At 59.8% G+C, this 14,642-nt stretch carries 13 protein-coding genes; 6 read left to right on the forward strand and 7 right to left on the reverse strand.

Features of this window, described 5'->3' with window-relative positions:
• The first annotated feature begins 173 nt into the window (after positions 1–173).
• The 5 genes from AB7813_RS05500 (at position 174) to AB7813_RS05520 (ending at position 7,282) form a co-directional block, all read left to right on the forward strand.
• Positions 174–995, forward strand: a complete 822-nt coding sequence (locus AB7813_RS05500) for an oxidoreductase (RefSeq protein WP_441227938.1) — start codon at positions 174–176, stop codon at positions 993–995.
• A 164-nt stretch (positions 996–1,159) separates the two neighbouring features.
• Positions 1,160–1,726 (forward strand): TetR/AcrR family transcriptional regulator, encoded by a 567-nt coding sequence (locus tag AB7813_RS05505; protein ID WP_441227939.1) that lies wholly within the window; start codon positions 1,160–1,162, stop codon positions 1,724–1,726.
• A 45-nt stretch (positions 1,727–1,771) separates the two neighbouring features.
• A complete protein-coding gene (locus AB7813_RS05510; protein WP_441227940.1) occupies positions 1,772–2,740 on the forward strand; it encodes a quinone oxidoreductase family protein in 969 nt (322 codons plus the stop codon).
• Between the two features lie 279 nt (positions 2,741–3,019).
• Positions 3,020–3,370, forward strand: a complete 351-nt coding sequence (locus AB7813_RS05515) for a hypothetical protein (RefSeq protein ID WP_441227941.1) — start codon at positions 3,020–3,022, stop codon at positions 3,368–3,370.
• Between the two features lie 474 nt (positions 3,371–3,844).
• The gene (locus tag AB7813_RS05520; protein ID WP_441227942.1) at positions 3,845–7,282 is read left to right on the forward strand and encodes an autotransporter outer membrane beta-barrel domain-containing protein; all 3,438 of its coding nucleotides are present in this window, start codon (positions 3,845–3,847) and stop codon (positions 7,280–7,282) included.
• 88 nt (positions 7,283–7,370) lie between these two features.
• On the opposite strand, the gene AB7813_RS05525 is transcribed toward AB7813_RS05520, so the two are convergent.
• From AB7813_RS05525 to AB7813_RS05555, 7 genes are all read right to left on the reverse strand, one after another.
• Positions 7,371–7,688: a hypothetical protein gene (locus AB7813_RS05525; protein ID WP_441227943.1), complete on the reverse strand. Its 318-nt coding sequence runs from the start codon at positions 7,686–7,688 to the stop codon at positions 7,371–7,373.
• Between the two features lie 28 nt (positions 7,689–7,716).
• The gene (locus AB7813_RS05530) at positions 7,717–8,706 is read right to left on the reverse strand and encodes an HAD family hydrolase (protein ID WP_441227944.1); all 990 of its coding nucleotides are present in this window, start codon (positions 8,704–8,706) and stop codon (positions 7,717–7,719) included.
• Positions 8,707–8,708: 2 nt separating this feature from the next.
• Positions 8,709–9,086 (reverse strand): DUF1622 domain-containing protein, encoded by a 378-nt coding sequence (locus tag AB7813_RS05535; protein WP_439058297.1) that lies wholly within the window; start codon positions 9,084–9,086, stop codon positions 8,709–8,711.
• 105 nt (positions 9,087–9,191) lie between these two features.
• Positions 9,192–10,736, reverse strand: a complete 1,545-nt coding sequence (locus AB7813_RS05540; RefSeq protein ID WP_441227945.1) for an arylsulfatase — start codon at positions 10,734–10,736, stop codon at positions 9,192–9,194.
• A gap of 94 nt (positions 10,737–10,830) precedes the next feature.
• Positions 10,831–11,292: a YidH family protein gene (locus AB7813_RS05545; protein WP_439058295.1), complete on the reverse strand. Its 462-nt coding sequence runs from the start codon at positions 11,290–11,292 to the stop codon at positions 10,831–10,833.
• Between the two features lie 14 nt (positions 11,293–11,306).
• The gene (locus AB7813_RS05550) at positions 11,307–11,816 is read right to left on the reverse strand and encodes a hypothetical protein (protein ID WP_439058294.1); all 510 of its coding nucleotides are present in this window, start codon (positions 11,814–11,816) and stop codon (positions 11,307–11,309) included.
• Positions 11,813–12,787 carry a formylglycine-generating enzyme family protein gene (locus AB7813_RS05555; RefSeq protein ID WP_441227946.1) on the reverse strand — a complete coding sequence of 325 codons (975 nt, stop codon included), beginning with the start codon at positions 12,785–12,787 and terminating at the stop codon, positions 11,813–11,815. Before AB7813_RS05555 ends, AB7813_RS05550 begins: the two co-directional genes overlap by 4 nt.
• Positions 12,788–13,649: 862 nt before the next feature.
• Here AB7813_RS05555 and AB7813_RS05560 point away from each other — a divergent pair.
• On the forward strand, positions 13,650–14,642 hold the full coding sequence (locus AB7813_RS05560; protein WP_441227947.1) for a SphA family protein: 993 nt from the start codon (positions 13,650–13,652) through the stop codon (positions 14,640–14,642).

Raw genomic sequence — 14,642 nt, forward strand, 5'->3', positions numbered from 1 at the left:
CGCTTCGAAGTCAGCCCACTACGACCAAGGTGTTAGTCGTCGATCCATGAGTGCCATGAGAGCAACGGACCATACCGCATTACCTGATCCCCGTAGTACTCTGCCGCTCCGAGCGCAGTCTACGCTTCGGGCTGCGATGCAACTCGAACCCATATGGCTGACATGGAGGTGTCATGAAGACCTGGCTCATCACCGGATGCTCAAAAGGGCTCGGCAGAGCGCTATCGGAAGCAGTTCTTGCCGCCGGCAATCGCCTCGTAGCGACTGCGCGAAATTCGGACGACCTGACAGATCTGCGGGACAGATACGGTGACCTGATCCGGGTTGCCGACCTCGACGTCACGAACGAACAGAGCGCAAAAGACGCGATCAATTTGGCAACGCAGTCCTTTGGCGGGTTGGATGTCGTCGTTAACAATGCCGGATACGGCGATTTGGGATCCGTCGAGGAGACGTCGCTTGCCTCTTTTCGCGAACAGATTGAGACCAATCTGCTCGGAGCGATCATTGTTACCAAAGCCGCGATTCCGACGTTTCGCGCCCAGCGTCGAGGACACATCATTCAGGTCTCATCAGTGGGTGGCCGGATCGGCGCGCCGGCGCGCGCCGCTTATTCGGCGGCCAAGTGGGGCGTGGAAGGCTTCTCGGAATCACTCGCACGCGAAATGAAGCTGATTGGTGTACATGTCACCGTGGTCGAGCCGGGTGGACTGCGCACCGATTTTGCTCGCTCCGCGGACAAATCTGCGGAGGGGCGCCCCGAATATGATGCCGTCGTCGGCGCGACCATCCGGATGCAGCGACATTATCATGGCCAACAGCCAGGCGATCCTGCGAAGGCCGCATCGGTGATCGTGAGATTGGCGGACATGGACGCTCCTCCCCTGCGGATTGCGCTTGGCAGCGACGCCGTGCAAGCGATCGAAGCGGCGGACGAAGAACGCCTTAGCGAAGTTGATCGCTGGCGTAACCTCAGCAGATCCATCGATTTCTGAGGGTCATCGCTGTGCCGGAAAATCCACGGAATTCAGATATTTTCGTCACGCTCCAGAAGTCGGACATTCCAGCGCTCCCCTCTGAAGACCGGCTGCCGCCCGCGCAATGAGTTTTCCGTCGATTCATACTTGACCGATCATTCCAGAACTGCGATGTAGCTTCAATGGCGAGATCGAAGGAATTTGACAGTACGGAGGCGCTCGCGGCAGCGGTAGAGGTGTTCCGCGAGCACGGCTTCGCTGGCACTTCGGCTGGGATGCTGACCGATTCAATGGGTATCGGACGGCAAAGCCTCTACGACACATTCGGTGACAAGTGGCAGCTTTATTGCGAGGCTGTTCGTAGTTACGCAGCATCCGAGGGGGAAGCGCACTTACATGCGCTTTCAAAAGGACCCAAGGCCATAGATGGCATCGCTTGTATGATTCATCGCGTAGTTCAGGAAGCGGAACGGCCGTGCCTCGGGGTAGGCTCACTATCCGAGTTCGGCAGTTCACGCGACGACTTGAAGGGTATTCATGCAGCGGCGGATCGCGCGTTGCGATCAGCGCTGACGAAAAAGGCCCAGCAGGCTCTCGCCGAGGGAGACCTCCGGCGTGATCTTGACCCGGCCGATGCGGCCGCGTTCGTGCTCGCGAATCTGGCCGCAATACGTCTGGCAGCTCGCGGCGGGGCCCGTCCGGCGCAACTCCGCTCGTTGGCGCAAACCCTCCTCCAAGCGGTCAGATAATTTTTTTGCTTAAATTTGGAACGATCATTCAAGAAAGGAAAGCGCGTGAAAGCACTTGTTATGAACGGAATCGGCGAAGTGGACGTCTTGGAGCTCGTCTCCCGGCCGGATCCGGTACCCGGTCCCACCGAGGTTCTCATCCAAGTAGCCGCCGCTGGCGTAAACTTCATGGACATCGGTGTTCGTCGGGGATCCGCGTGGACCGAAATGCCGCTTCCGCGTGTACTCGGCGTTGAAGGATCTGGGGTCGTTCTGGCCGTTGGCGAGCGAGTAAGCGATTTCCGCGCCGGCCAACGGGTCGCATGGGTCTACGGACCGGGCAGCTATGCGCAGAAAGTCGTCCTGCCTGCGACCTCTTTGGTCCAGGTTCCGGATACCATTGATGATCTGACTGCCACTGCGGTCATGATGCAAGGGCTGACCGCGAGTCATTTCACGACAGACTTCTATTCAGTGAAAAGCGGCGATGTCGCCCTCGTCCACGCGGCAGCCGGCGGACTTGGGCTTTTGATGACCCAGATCATTAAGTTCCAAGGCGGACGGGTCATCGGGCGTGTTTCTTCTACAGAGAAGATCTCGGTCGCCCAACAAGCCGGAGCCGATCATGTCATCGTCGATGCGGAAGGCAACTTCGCCGAAGAGGCGTTACGTCTTACCGATGGTGAGGGCGTGCACGTGGTGTACGACGGTTCCGGACCGAAGACGTTCCAAGGCTCCCTCAAGGCGCTGCGTCGTTCCGGCACATTCTGCTGGTATGGCCCAGTTCTCGGCGGTCCCGGCCCGATCGATATCATGAGCCTGCCGAAAAGCATCAAGCTCGGCTACGCGGTTTTCTTTGATCACATCGCGACTCCAGATGCTTTCCGTTCGCGGAGCGCTCGACTGTTTGACTGGATCGCAACTGGAAAGCTGAAAGTGACGATCGGGGGAAAATACGCTCTTAGCGAAGCTGCAAGGGCACACACCGACATCGAGAACCGTTCGTCGATCGGAAAGTTGCTGCTCATCCCATGACGCGTGGGAGCCATCGGGGCTGCTCGCACAGCTAAGAACACTGAGGCTCTTCGATTTCTGTAAACGCTATTTTACATGATGTACTGCCCGAAGGACGAACGCATTGTCGTCCTTCGGTTGGTGTCGCGCGTAACGTCTAGAATGGCAATCGAGGACTTGTTATCTGGTCTTGGATCTTCTTGGTCGTGCGTGTTGCAGGAACCCTGAGATAATGCACGACGAATTTTTCGATACAAACGGCCAGTGCCTGGCCCGATCGGGGTACAAATAAGAATTGAGTTGAACGGGACAGAAATTTACTTCGATATCGACGTAGCGCAGCTTAAACCAGTGAATGGACGACTGGTTGAGCAGCCGACACTAATCGCGCTTCATGGCGGTCTCGGACTGGACCACGGATACTTAAAGCCCGGCCTGACGCCGCTCCGCGACTCCGCACAAGCCTTCGACCGCAGCGAATATTATGTCCGCATCACTGACCATTTAGTGGCGCGACCAACACACCGGCGGACCAAAATGATCGTCCGAGTTGCGCGACACAATTTCGGCTACTTCCGCCAAGCAGATGATGTGGCCGAGAAACGGCGAACAATGCGGGTCTATGGGCTGAAGATGCCGACGCGAGTGTAGAACACCGACAGCGTCCTGACTTGAACATAACAGCGTTCGAAAGCGCCTTGAGGTGCAACGATGACGTTTGCGTGGACGGTCTGTTATCCAAAACATCATGCGTCGATCTGTTTTCTTGCTGTCGTTTTGTTTGTTGCAAATGCCCCGTCCGTTTCGGCGCAGGTATGTCCCACACCAGCGATCGCTAATGGCGGTCAGTGCACCGTGCCGTCAGGAACAACGCTCAACGTCAATGGCGCAGGAAACGTCGGAATCGATGCTTTGAACGCGGGAAACATCACCGCGAATGGCATCACCGAGAATCTCGCGTCAGCGACGACGACTGGGGTGCTTTCTGATTCAGGTGGCCGTGTCACGTTCGACGGCAGCACCCTTAAGACCACAGCGACAACGACTGCGAATTCAGCCGGACAGATCGGTCTTCGCGCAACGGGGACGGGAAGCCAAATTTTTGCGACGGGTTCCACGATCACGATGGGGCCGCCGAACGGCACTACGACCGCCAGCAATATGACCGGCGCGCTCGCGGAAGCAGGCACCGTGATTTCCCTCACCAACACCTTCCTGCAGATGCTCGGCGGCGGGAACGGCCTAACCAACCGCGGCGTCGTGGCAACCGGAGTCGGCAGCACCATCGGCATCTCCGGCGGCGGCGTTTCCACGGCCTCTCGCGGATCGATCGCGGTGACGGCCGAGGACAGCGGCGTCATCAATCTTGGAAACGGGGCGCTGATCTCAACGACGGGCGTGCAGAACACCGTCGGTCCCATCGGCAGTCACGCGCTGATCTCATTTGGGGCCGGCAGCCGGATCAACGGCGATGGCATCTCCATCAGCACCTCGGGTTTGCTGGCGAGCGGCGCGCGCGCGGAAAACGGCGGCTTGATTTTCCTGACCCGTACCACGATCAGCACAAGTTCAACGGCGTCCGCCGACACCGATCCATCGTCGGCGGCACGTGTCATGTCAGGCGGTTTCATCGAACTTCGCGGTAGCACGATCACGACGACCGGACAGCGCGGCAACGGCATTTCCGTGCAGGATGTCGGTTCAGTTGCATCCGTATTCGACTCGACGATCTCCGTGTCGGGGACCCGAGCGCCGGCGGCTTTCATCTTTAATGGCGGCGCGGCCGAGTTCACCAACAGCGCGTTGTTCTCCGCGAACAATACGGGCGTGCTGGTGCAGGACGCGGGTTCAACGATCAAGCTGACCGACAGCACCATCAGAAGCACCGCTGCGGTCGGTTACGGCCTGCGTGTCAATGCAGGGGGAAGTGCGGAGATGAGCGGCGGATCAGTCACCACGGAAGGGCGCGACGGTCCCGCATTCGCCGCCACGAACGGATCGATCGTCGCAAACAACGTCACCATCGTCACCCGCGGGCCGGACAACGCGATGGGCGCGCTTGCAGACCTTGGCGGCAACATTACCCTGAACGGCGGCTCAGTGACGACGTTTGGCGATTCCGTCAGACTAAGCGCCTATCCTCATGGACTGGCCGCGCGTAACCCCGGTGGCATCCTCACGGCCAACGGCACCTCGGTTTTAACGCAGGGTCTAGTTGCCATGGGCGCGGTCGCTGACGACGGCGGCACGATGATTCTGAACGGCAATTCCATCCGAACGCTCGGCACCAGCAGCATTGGCCTCTACGCGACCGTCGAGCAGGCGGGTGTGCAATTCCCCGCTACTTTGAACGGATCCGGCATTTCGGTCGAGACGTTCGGAGAGTTGGCGCATGGGGCCGTATCAGTGCAGCATTTCCTGGTCGCTCCGTCCGTCATCACGCTCGACAATTCCTCGATCACGACCCATGGCAATCTCTCTGCAGGTCTGCGGGCGATCACGGCGGGTACGGTCAATGCCAATCGTACGTCCGTCCTCGCCGAAGGCGTCGGATCGAACGGTCTGCATGCACGCGACCTCGGATCGTCGGTCAATATCAATGCCACCTCTGTTCTGACTACAGGCAACGTCGCCAACGGCGGGGTCGCCGAAGGAGGCGGTCTCCTGACGGGCATCAACTCTGCGGTCCGCGCCACTGGCGCCAACGCTATGGGTCTGTATGTCGCCGGCGCACCGGGGCAAGTCTCCAACGCCAACTTCACCGGGAGCAGCATCACCAATGTCGATGGTCCAACCATCGGCGTCGGCGGCAATGGCAACGTCACGCTGACAAACTCTCTCGTTTCCGGAAGCGGTCAATGGCTGCGCGTCGGGACCATCGCCAACTTCTCGCCGCTGAGCGCGCCTGACTCTGGACCGCCCGGCATCACCGATCCGGAAGGCACGGAAATCCCGATCATCTTCCCGCCGCCCGCCGCCCTGCCCGTGGTCCCCGGTCTTGCCAATGTGACGTTGTCCGGAACGACTGTCATCGGGTCCGCCTACACCGCGCCCGGCAGCGTGTCGAACGTCACGTTGCTCGACAACAGCACGTGGATCATGACCGGCAGCTCGAACGTCACCAATCTCGTCAACGACCCGAGCCTGATCCAGTTCACGCCGCCGACCGGAGATGCCAATCTGCTGTCAAGCTACAAGACGCTCACGACCGTAAATTATGTCGGCATCAACGGCATCATCGGGCTGAACACCTATCTGGGCAACGACAGCGCGCCGTCTGATCGCCTCGTGATCGACGGCGGCACTGCGACGGGCCTGTCCCCTCTTCGGATAGCGAACACCATCGGGCGCGGCGACCTGACGCGCGGCAACGGCATCCTCGTGATCGATGCCATCAATGGCGGTACGACCGCCCCAGGCACCTTCGTCCTTGCGGGTCCCGTCTCGGCCGGGCCTTACGACTACACGCTCCACCGCAGCAGCATCATCGATGCCAGCAACCCCGATGACTGGTATCTGCGCTCGCGGATCAACTGCGCCCTGGAGCCGACGAACCCGGCCTGCGCCCAGCCAACCCCGGACCCCGCGAATTACCGGCCCGAGACATCGCTCTATGCAGCTATTCCCTCGATGGCGCTGCTCTACGGACGTTCGCTCCTGGACACGCTGCATGAGCGCGTCGGCGAGGAAGAAGACCAGCGCAATCGCTCAAATCCGGAGAACGGAAAAGTCGGCTGGGCGCGCATCATCGGCGTCACCGGGCACCAGAACGGAGACCGGCTCGGAATCTTCGGCAGCGGGCCGCAGTACAGTTATTCGTTCGGTGGACTTCAGGGTGGCATGGACGTCTATCGCCACGACAAACCGGATGGCAGCCGCGATCAGGCTGGTGTCTATTTCGCCATCGGCAACGACCGCGGCCGCGTGACCCACATCAGCGGCGTGCAGGGCAACAGCAACTTCGATGCCTACAGCCTCGGCGGGTACTGGACCCATTTCGGACCGCAGGGCTGGTACACCGACACGATCCTCCAGGGGACGTTCTATGACGTCAACAGCAGCGCCCATCGAGGGTTGGCGACCCTCAACACCAGCGGCCAGGGTCTGGCAGCATCGGTCGAGGCCGGGCATCCGTTCCGGTTTGCGGACGGCTATTTCATCGAGCCTCAGGTGCAGATGGTCTATCAGAGCATCGCATTCGCAAATGCAAGCGATGGAGCCGCCCTCGTCCGCTTCGACAACGCCGACTCTCTGCTCGGCCGCATCGGTGCCCGCTTCGGCCGCACCTGGTCGATCGATGGCGGGCCGCGCAGCGTGACTGCATGGATTCGGCCCAATCTCTGGAACGAATTCCGAGGCAATCCGGTCACGTCATTCTCATCCGAGACGGGTTTCATTCCGTTCCGTGCAGATCTCGGCGGCCTGTTTGGTGAAATCAACATCGGTGCCAGCGGGCAACTTTCGGCCAACGTCACCCTTTATGCCAACGCGTCCTACCAGGCCCGCTTCGACGGTGCGGGATCTGCATATGATGGCAAAGTAGGAATGCGCTTTGCGTGGTAAGCGCCTGCCATCATGCGAGATGTATCTCCCAAGACCGTTCTGACGGCGTCTTGCAGTTGCAATTTTCATAGATGCTTTGCGCGTCAATTCAGTGTTTCAGCCGCATTTCTATGACATCGATCGCAAGCAAATCGGTATATCGACGCTCGACTGTTTCGACGTAATCGTCAGCAAAGTGTGCCCCGCTTTCCTGCGACATCGCTTGCCAAGCTGCTTGTTTCTCAGCGCGGCACGACAATATTGCTAAGCGCGAGACAACGAGAGCGCTTTCCGTACTTTTTGCGTATCGGGTTGCTGTGGCGTCGGCACAGGCCCGCCATTTCTTGATCGCAGGTTTCGAGTCTTCCTCTGCTGTCGCGGCAAAAGAGGCAAGGCATAGGATAGCAGCAAGCATCGGTCTGTACATTCGTTTGCTCCTCAGGTTGCCTTCGAGATCAAGGAAAAACCGTCTTCCAGTCCTGCTTCATGTCGACGACTGTCCAGCCCTTCGCGGTGCCTTCATTCAGCGCCTTGTCGAGCTTGCCGACCTTCGACTGCCGGTCATACGCGTACTCTCGCTCGGCGTCGGTATGATGCACAATCCCCATGAAACGCGCGCCTTTACCGGCCGCCGTCCATTGCAGCATCTGGAGATCACCATCGGAATTGCCGAATGCAAAGATCGGACGGCGGCCGATGAAGCGGTTGATGCCGACAGGCTTTCCTTGATTGTCGTCTACGAACTCGATTTTGGATGTCTTGCGCAGCGCCGGTTTCCCATCCGCGCCCATCTCGAATTTGACGACGCCACTGGAGCCGATCACCTGTTCGGGCGGAATGCCGTAGACCTTTTCCATCCATGGCCGCATGAACTCGACCCCGCCGCCAGAGACGACGAAGGTCTTGAAGCCGTTTGCCCGAAGGTAGGCCAAAAGCTCCAGCATAGGCTGGTACACAAGCTGCGTGTAGGGACGGCCGAAGCGCGGATGCCGCGCGGTCGAGATCCATTCGACGACCGACTTCGAAAATTCATCCGTAGTCATGCCGCTATGGGCGGCGGCTACGATCTGCAGCATGCCCCTTTGCCCCGAGGCCGCGAGCGCTTTCATATCTCCGTCGAGCAATGCCTTGAAGGGCTGTTGCTTCTTCCATTCCGGATGCTGCGGGGCCATCGCCTTGACACGGTCGATCGCGAAGGCGGCCTGGAAATAAGCGGGCTGTTCGGACCACAGCGTACCGTCATTGTCGAAGGTGGCGATACGCTCGGCGACGGGCACGAAGTCCGGAGCGCCCTCCGTCGTCACCCGCGAGACGAAATCCGTAATGGACTTCTTGACCGCACCATCGTTCCACGACTGCAGCGGATCCGTCGACGGCTGCGCGGCGGCCAGGTCAATGACCGACAACGCGAACAGGAGAACCAACAGGCGTCGTCTGGTGGGCATCGTCAATTCCCTCCTACCGGCTTCGCCGGCGCTGCGCCTGTCTCGCGCTGCCGCCCGCGCACTTCCTCCAGATCGCGATCGAGGAAGTAGTTGAGGAAGGTACGGATCAGCGCGACCGCGGCGATCCGCCCTGTCGCGTTCCAATCGGTCGTGATCGAAGTCTCGACGATGTCAGCGGCAAGCTGGAACGTCAGCCCCGCCACCAGCCAGCGTGCATAGCGCAGCCAGACGTCGCGCCGCTCATGCCCGGACGGCGACCCCAGCATCGCACGCATGCCGCTGAAGAAGGCCTCCACCGTGCCCACCACGATGATGACGAGCGCCAGCGCATCAATGAGGACGATGGCGTTCTCGGTCGCATAGATCAGCCACTCTTTCATGCGTCTTCATTCCCGCTTCGGACTGAACGTCGCCCCGACCGGCTTCGAGCGGACGATGTCTATGCCGTCATCGTCCGCTGTCGCTCCACGATTGCTGCGCGCTGTTCAGTTCTTCCGGCCCCCCTCCTGCAACGCCTGCAATGCCTTCTCAATGCTGAGTGATCCGGAAGCTTGGCTTGGCGGGTAATCTTTGAAGGTAGCGAGGAACTGACCCATGATACCCATGGCGGGCATCATGACCCACAGTGCCTTCCCCCACCATTCGCCGTAGGACGTCGACTCGGTCTGGTATCGCTCCCACGGGTCAACGCGCAGGTTGGTTACGAGCGGGACATTGGTAGAGTCTTCCTTGCCCGTGAACAGGTTGCCGACGATGGTCTTGAAGGTGATCTTCCACTCGTTGTAGCGCACGGCCATGAGGTCGGCGTTGTCGCTGAAGTAGAAGAATTCCCGGCGGGGACTTTCCGCTACCTTTCCTTCGAAGAACGGCATGAAATTGTAGCCGTCGAGATGGTTTTTGAAGGTCTTCTCTCCGGCCTTGTAGCCGGTGAGCAGCTTCGCCTTCAGATCCGGATCACCGCCGGCCGCCGCGACGAGGGTCGGCATCCAGTCTTCGGCCGACACGATTTCGTTGATAATGGTGCCCGGCTTGATGACCCCAGGCCACTTGACGAGCATGGGGACCCGGAACCCCCCTTCGTAGACAGTACCTTTCTCGCCGCGGAACGGATGATTGCCGCCATCGGGCCAACTGAAGATTTCAGCACCATTGTCGCTGGTGAACATCACGATCGTTTCGTCGGCAATGCCGAGTTCGTCCAGCTTGGCGAGCAGCTCGCCTACGACCCAGTCCAACTCGGCCATCGCATCGGCAAACAAGCCATAGCCGGTCTTGCCGTCCCATTGTTTGGACAGATGCGTCCAGGAATGGCACCGCGTGGAGTTGTGCCAGAGGAAGAACGGCTTCTCGGCCTTCACGGAGCGCTCAATGAAGTCGCATGAGCGCTTCACCAGATCGGCGTCGATGTCCTCCATGCTCACCTTTGCGGCGGGGTCCATGCCCGGATGCGGCGGAAGTGGACCGGCGTCGGTGATCTTCTGTTTGCCGACGCGGCCCCAACGCGGATCCTCCGTTGCATCGTCGACGTCTGTAGCAACGGTACTGATAATGCTGCGCGGGCCAAACTTTGTACGGAATTTCTCGTCTTTCGGATAATCCGGGTAGTAGGGTTCTTCCATTGCATTCAAGTGGTAGAGGATACCGTGGAACTCGTCGAAGCCGTGGACCGTAGGCAGATATTCGTTGCGATCGCCCAGATGGTTTTTGCCGATCTGCGCTGTCGCATAGCCGAGGGGTTTAAGGAATTCGGCGATGGTCGGATCCGAGTCCTGCAGGCCCTGTTTCGCCGCCGGCAATCCGACTTTCAATAGTCCCGTCCGGAACGGCGTCTGCCCCGTGATGAATGCCGCGCGTCCCGCAGTGCATGACTGCTGTCCGTAGTAGTCGGTGAAGAGCGCGCCCTCGCGCGCGATACGGTCTAGGTTCGGAGTGCTGCCACCCATCATGCCCCGGTGATAGGCGCTGATGTTCCAGATGCCGACGTCGTCGGCCATGATCATGATGATGTTCGGCTTGCTGCTTTTGGCCATTCGATCAACTCCCATTCCTACATCTGTCGAATTCGAGGTCGCTTCTGGTCTCAAACTGATTGTCGTCTCGACGGGACGCGTCGGCGCTCCACTTTCAACCGAACGGCCCGACCTGGAACATCATGCTGACGATGGCGGCGATGCCGATGAACAGCAGGATTACCGCGGTGATCAGTGTCAGCGACACCGGAAAGCCGCTCTGGGCGTGGATCAACCCGTCGGCAGCCATCATCTTCCGCTCTTCACGCAGTTGGACCATGAACTGCAGGTGATAAATCAATCCGCCGATCAGCATCAGGATGCCGAGCGCCACCAGCGTCACGCCGAAATTGCGCGCGGGAGCGCCGTGCGTGATCACGTTCTGGTCGCGCAGTTTCTCGAACACTTGCGAGATCGTGAAGCCGAACGAGATCAGCGACAGTGACGTCCGGATCACGGACATCAGGGTGCGATCCGCGCTCATGCGCGTCCTTTGAAACGACATCCCGGTCCGACGCGACGACAGTTCGACCGATATCTGGTCGGCGGGGGACTTGGAGGACACGCTTTCGATCATCGAACGTCCTTGTGTTACATAGCCGTGCCCGTGCCCGTTCGCGCGAACCACCAACGAGCAATCAACTCGACGATCCATCGGAAGACGAAATATGGAATGACAGCGAGCATGATCGCCATCATCAACGCTTCCACCGGGTAGAAACGGTCGAGCACTTTGAATTGGTAGATCACGTCCATGCTGATGCCGAGCAGCACGATGCGCGCGACGGATGTTACACCTTCCCGCAGCCGCCCCGTGGAGGCGTTACGGTCCCACCAAGCCGACCAGAAGAACGAGCGGTGGCCGAGCCGTGCATCCCGGATGCCGTCGGGGAGTGCCGCCAGCAGCGCCATCGTCGGCTGCAGATAGAATCGGAACGTCATCGGTCCGTGGAGGCGCTCGAAGATGTCCACCCAGAACCGACGGTGGATTTCCATCGACCACCCGTATCGGTAGGCGCCGAGCAACAGGAGGACGACGGACAGCACGATCGCGGCGGACGTCAGGAGGCGCGCGAACGCTGAAGTAGGAGCAGCCGTCATGTCATGCCCCGCACGACACAGCGAAATCCCAGATGGCTGGTTGATGTGTCCACCTGCTCCGCATGCCGCGCCGCTGGCCGGTAGCGGCGGCAATAGTTCGGCGCGCACAGATGCGACCCGCCCTTGATGACCTTGCGCGGAATCCTGATGTTAGGCTGAGCCGCGTCGTAGCTGCCCTCTTCCCGAGCGCCGCGCGGGTTTTCCGGAATACAGCAGGCCTTGGGCGCATCAGCATCATGCTTTGGCGCATACCAGTCTGTCGTCCATTCCCAAACGTTGCCGATCAGGTCGTGAACGCCATAGCCATTCGGCGGGAATGCCGTCACCGGAGAAGTGCGCTCATATCCGTCCGTGTTCACGTTCTGACGGGGGAACTCACCTTGCCAGGTGTTGGCCATATGGACCCCGTCCGGCGTGAACTCGTCGCCCCATGCGAATTCAGCACCGTCGAGACCGCCGCGCGCCGCGAATTCCCATTCGGCCTCGGTCGGCAGGTCTTTGCCCGCCCACTGCGAATAGGCCAAGGCATCGGCGAACGACACATGCACGACCGGATGATGATCGAGGACGTTGATGTTGCTCTTCGGTCCGTACGGATGACGCCAATCGGCACCCTTCAAGAACTGCCACCATTGGCTCCAGTCGCGCAGATTGGTCACACTCTGCTGCGGCGCAAACACCAAAGACCCGGCGTACAGCATGTTCGGCAGCGCACCCGGATAGTCCTTCGGGGCCGGCGGAATTTCGGCAAACGTCTTGTAGCCCGTCGCTCTGACAAACGCCTTGAACTGGCGGTTCGTCACAGGCGTGCGGTCGATCCGGAAGCCCTCCACCTTTACTCGGTGAACGGGCGCTTCTTCTGGGTAATGGGCATCGGATCCCATTCGGAATATGCCGCCCGGAATCCGGATCATGTCCGAGACGTCGACCGGCCGTTCAATCTGTTCCGGAGGGGCGTCCGACAGTGTCATGACAGGCTGCTCCCGGCATCTACCGGCAATAGTCCCAGAAACCTTGGGTGCGCGATGGGTCCGTGTAGTACCAGCACATCCCGGGTGCCGGAGGAGTGCCTGCCCAGGCTGCAGCAGTCGCGGCGGTTACGACTCCAATCGCCGCTCCCGCCGCTATCGCGCCTCCCCTGGGCCAGCCGTAGGGACGAGCCCATCGAACCCCGCCGCCGGCATACCCGGGACGCACCACGGCTCCTCGGCGAACAACCGTTCTACTGTGATACACGCCGCCTCTTGGGCCGACCGCCGTTCTCGTACGCACCGCAACGCCTCCGCGCGCCCGCACCTGCGTTACGTCACTGTCATTGCGAATTTGCTGATGGAGGCCGGTGTCTGGGCTGAATGCAGATGCAGGTGCAGCATTCCACACAACGCAGGCGCAAAAAATCGCGACTGCGCACGTTGATCTAGTGGAAAGTTTCGGCAGACGACCGACCCGCCGGATAGAGTCCATCACGAACGAATGCATTTTCGACCCTTTCAAGATGCAGCACACTACACTTCAGGAGAGCTATCTCGGGATATCGCTTTTGTCCGCAATCGGACGCAGTCATCTTCGGATTTGCTCCAGTCTGCGCATATTATCTCGGACGTCAATCATGCAAATAACAGTTCCATTTGGCGGATGCGCTGCTTCTCAAAACGAGTGGGTGAATGCGTGGTCAGTTTTACTCAATTGGACGCGTTCCCATCTGTGATGACTGAAGCGGACCATCGTCCATTGGAAAAGTGTGCCGGTTGAAAGAGCGCAGAAGCTGTGAATACATGGTGCCACTCGATTTGCCATTGAATCGAGCGTTCTATCATACGGTAGGGGTGCCAGATGAGACGTGCGTTCGGTGCTGCGGCTCTTGCGTTTATTGCGCTCTCGTGCGCCCCACGTTCTGCGAGAGCCGCTGAAGGAGCGACAGGCGCCTATTTGTTGGGGACACGGGGGCCTGGCGCCGGCATCACTCCTCCACCAGGCGTGTACTTCCAGGACGACACATACTTCTACAGCGGAAAACTGGGTGGCGGCAGAACCTTGCCCACGGGCGGCCTGCTTGTCGCAAATGTGTCGCAGGAGACTTGGATCAACCTCCCGACAACGATCTGGGTGACGCCCGCCAAGATCTTTGGTGGCGACCTGGCATTCTCGTTGACCACGCCCTTCGGAGAGCCGCGCGTAAACGCAAATCTCTTGGTGAATTCGCCGCGCTTCGGACCGATCGGCGTCAACGCAGTAGATTCCGAACTGGCTCTCAGCGATTTCTTCATCAACTCCTTCGTCGGCTGGCATTCCGGAAATTTCCACTGGCAAGTGGGTGTCGGCGGTGTGATCCCGTCCGGGACTTACGTGCCCGGGCAGCTCTCGAACGCGTCGCTGAACCGCCCGGCCATTGACGTCTTCACGGCGCTGACGTGGCTCGATCCGACACTGGGCTGGGATCTCTCCGCAAGCGCGGGCTTCACGTTCAATCAGCCCAACACGGCTACGGACTACAAGAGCGGCGACGAATTTCATCTTGAATGGGCGGCCACGAAGTACCTGACCAAGGAATTCACACTTGGCCTGGTCGGCTATTATTATCAGCAGTTGACCGCCGATTCCGGAAGCGGCGCTCGCCTCGGGTCATTTGAAGGGCGCGTCGTCGCTCTCGGCGGATCGATCGGCTACACTTTTGAAGTTGGCAAGCTTCCCATTTCAACGCGCCTCAAGGTCTTCCGCGAATTTGCTGCGGAGAATCGGATGGAGGGAACTGCTGGCTTTCTCACGGTGTCCCTACCAATCGCGATGGACGCGAATGTTCGCGCCGGAGCGGTCAAATCGAAATAA

This window comes from Tardiphaga sp. 20_F10_N6_6 (assembly GCF_052076045.1).
Classification (GTDB): domain Bacteria; phylum Pseudomonadota; class Alphaproteobacteria; order Rhizobiales; family Xanthobacteraceae; genus Tardiphaga; species Tardiphaga robiniae.

What these genes read in the sequence shown, in the direction of transcription:
- AB7813_RS05500 (WP_441227938.1), top strand. Translation starts at nt 174, where the DNA reads ATGAAGACCTGGCTCATCACCGGATGCTCAAAAGGGCTCGGCAGAGCG.
- AB7813_RS05505 (WP_441227939.1), top strand. Translation starts at nt 1,160, where the DNA reads ATGGCGAGATCGAAGGAATTTGACAGTACGGAGGCGCTCGCGGCAGCG.
- AB7813_RS05520 (WP_441227942.1), top strand. Translation starts at nt 3,845, where the DNA reads ATGGGGCCGCCGAACGGCACTACGACCGCCAGCAATATGACCGGCGCG.
- AB7813_RS05525 (WP_441227943.1), bottom strand. Translation starts at nt 7,688, where the DNA reads ATGTACAGACCGATGCTTGCTGCTATCCTATGCCTTGCCTCTTTTGCC.
- AB7813_RS05530 (WP_441227944.1), bottom strand. Translation starts at nt 8,706, where the DNA reads ATGCCCACCAGACGACGCCTGTTGGTTCTCCTGTTCGCGTTGTCGGTC.
- AB7813_RS05535 (WP_439058297.1), bottom strand. Translation starts at nt 9,086, where the DNA reads ATGAAAGAGTGGCTGATCTATGCGACCGAGAACGCCATCGTCCTCATT.
- AB7813_RS05540 (WP_441227945.1), bottom strand. Translation starts at nt 10,736, where the DNA reads ATGGCCAAAAGCAGCAAGCCGAACATCATCATGATCATGGCCGACGAC.
- AB7813_RS05545 (WP_439058295.1), bottom strand. Translation starts at nt 11,292, where the DNA reads ATGATCGAAAGCGTGTCCTCCAAGTCCCCCGCCGACCAGATATCGGTC.
- AB7813_RS05550 (WP_439058294.1), bottom strand. Translation starts at nt 11,816, where the DNA reads ATGACGGCTGCTCCTACTTCAGCGTTCGCGCGCCTCCTGACGTCCGCC.
- AB7813_RS05555 (WP_441227946.1), bottom strand. Translation starts at nt 12,787, where the DNA reads ATGACACTGTCGGACGCCCCTCCGGAACAGATTGAACGGCCGGTCGAC.
- AB7813_RS05560 (WP_441227947.1), top strand. Translation starts at nt 13,650, where the DNA reads ATGAGACGTGCGTTCGGTGCTGCGGCTCTTGCGTTTATTGCGCTCTCG.